The sequence below is a fragment of the Streptomyces flavofungini genome (assembly GCF_041028215.1).
GTDB lineage: Bacteria > Actinomycetota > Actinomycetes > Streptomycetales > Streptomycetaceae > Streptomyces > Streptomyces flavofungini_B.
Map to the genome: position 1 here is coordinate 1 of NZ_JASKYR010001083.1, position 2003 is coordinate 2003.

A 2003-nucleotide genomic window follows, 5' to 3' on the forward strand; every position below is an offset into this window, starting at 1 on the left:
GGCCAGGGCCATCGCGCCCCCGGCCGCGCCAGGCCCCTGGCCAGCAAGGACTGCCTAAGACCGCCGACGACGGCATAGCGTGGCCTCCGACATCCCCGTACGGAGGAGGAGCCACCCGTGCCCCAGTTCGACCTGCCGCTCGATGAACTGCGTCGCTACCGGTCCGAGTCGACCGAACCCGACGACTTCGACGCCTTCTGGGAGAAGACACTCCTGGAAGCGCGGGAGCACGACCTGGACGCGCGCTTCGAACCGGTGGACCTGCCGCTGACCGGTGTACGGGTCTTCGACGTCACCTACTCCGGGTTCGGCGGGCACCCCGTGGAGGGGTGGCTGGTTCTGCCCGCACAGCACGCCGTGCAGCACTCGGCGGAGAGCGGGGGCGCGCTGCCCGCCGTCGTCGAGTTCATCGGGTACGGCGGCGGACGCGGCCTCCCGCACATGCATCTGCTCTGGGCCGCCGCCGGGTTCGCGCACTTCGTGATGGACACCCGGGGGCAGGGCAGCGCCGGATGGGCCCAGGGCGACACCCCGGACCCGGTGGGCAGCGGGCCCGCGCACCCGGGATTCATGACGCGGGGCATCGAGGACCCGCACGCGTACTACTACCGGCGCCTCTTCACCGACGCCGTCCGCGCCGTCGAGGCCGTACGCTCCCACCCCCTCGTGGACGCCTCCCGCGTCGCCGCGCTCGGCATCAGCCAGGGCGGCGGTCTCGCCCTCGCGGTCGGCGGGCTCGTCCCCGATCTGGCCGCCGTCGCGGCGGACGTGCCGTTCCTGTGCGACTTCCCGCGCGCCACCACCCTCACCGACCGGCAGCCCTACAAGGAGATCGCGCTGTACCTGAAGGCCCGCAGGGGAGGCCAGGAGCGCGTTTTCCGGACACTGTCCTACTTCGACTGCGTGCACTTCGCCGCCCGGGGCACGGCGCCCGCCCTGTTCTCCGCCGCTCTGGAGGACCAGACGTGCCCGCCCTCCACCGTCTTCGCGGCCCACAACGCCTACGCGGGAAGCGAGCGTTCCATGGAGGTGTACTCCTTCAACGATCACGAGGGCGGCGGCCCCTACCAGCAGCAAGTGCAACTGAACTGGCTCAGCGGACACTTGAGGGGCTGAACGGCCAACGCCCGCACTCCTGCACGCCCTTGTCACGGAACGGCCGACCGGCTAGCTTGCGGGCTTGTCGTGTGTCCGCTGTGCGCAATCCGTGATGACGTGTGTCTAGGGGGCTCCCAATGGCCGTACGGGGTCGGCACCGCCGGTACCAGCCGAACCGCATCAACCGTGCCTCGCTGACCGTCACCGCGGGCGGCGCGGGCATGGCGCTGCCCCTGACCGTCGTCGGCACCGGCCATGCCGCCGACGTCGACACCTGGAACAAGGTGGCGGCCTGCGAGTCCACCAACAACTGGAGCATCAACAGCGGCAACGGCTTCTACGGCGGGCTCCAGTTCAAGCAGTCCACGTGGGAGGCGTACGGCGGTACGGCCTACGCCTCGCGCGCCGACCGCGCCACCAAGGCCCAGCAGATCGCCGTCGCCGAGAAGGTCCTCGACGCGCAGGGGCCGGGCGCCTGGCCGGTGTGCTCCACGAAGGCGGGGCTCGCCAGGGGCGGGCCCTCGCCCGTGCCCGACGTCACCCCGGCCCGCGCCGCCCGCGACAAGCCCGCACCGGCCAAACGCGAGGCGGCCAAGCGCGCCGTCAAGGACGTCAAGCCGGAGGTCACCCCGCAGTCCGCGGCGGGCAAGGCCGAGATGTACACCGTCGTACGCGGCGACACCCTCTCCGGGATCGCCGACGAGCGCGCGGTGCGGGGCGGCTGGCAGCAGCTCTACGACAGCAACCGGCGCGTCATCGGCGACGACCCGGACCTGATCACCCCCGGTCAGCGGCTCTCCACGCGCGGGGGCGGCAAACGCGTCCCGGAACAGGCCCAGCGCTCCGGGAAGAGGGCTCCCGAGAAGAGGGTTCCGGAGCAGCGGGCTCCGGMRCGGAAGGCTCCC

The 2003-nt window shown here is 72.1% G+C and carries 2 protein-coding genes; both read left to right on the top strand.

The features are described from left to right. Positions 1-117 precede the first annotated feature (117 nt). A complete protein-coding gene (locus AB8Z36_RS38590) occupies positions 118-1116 on the top strand; it encodes an acetylxylan esterase (RefSeq protein WP_369218029.1) in 999 nt (332 codons plus the stop codon). 119 nt (positions 1117-1235) lie between these two features. Then, positions 1236-2003 (top strand): transglycosylase family protein (locus AB8Z36_RS38595; protein WP_369218030.1); only part of this gene is annotated, 768 nt, incomplete at its 3' end.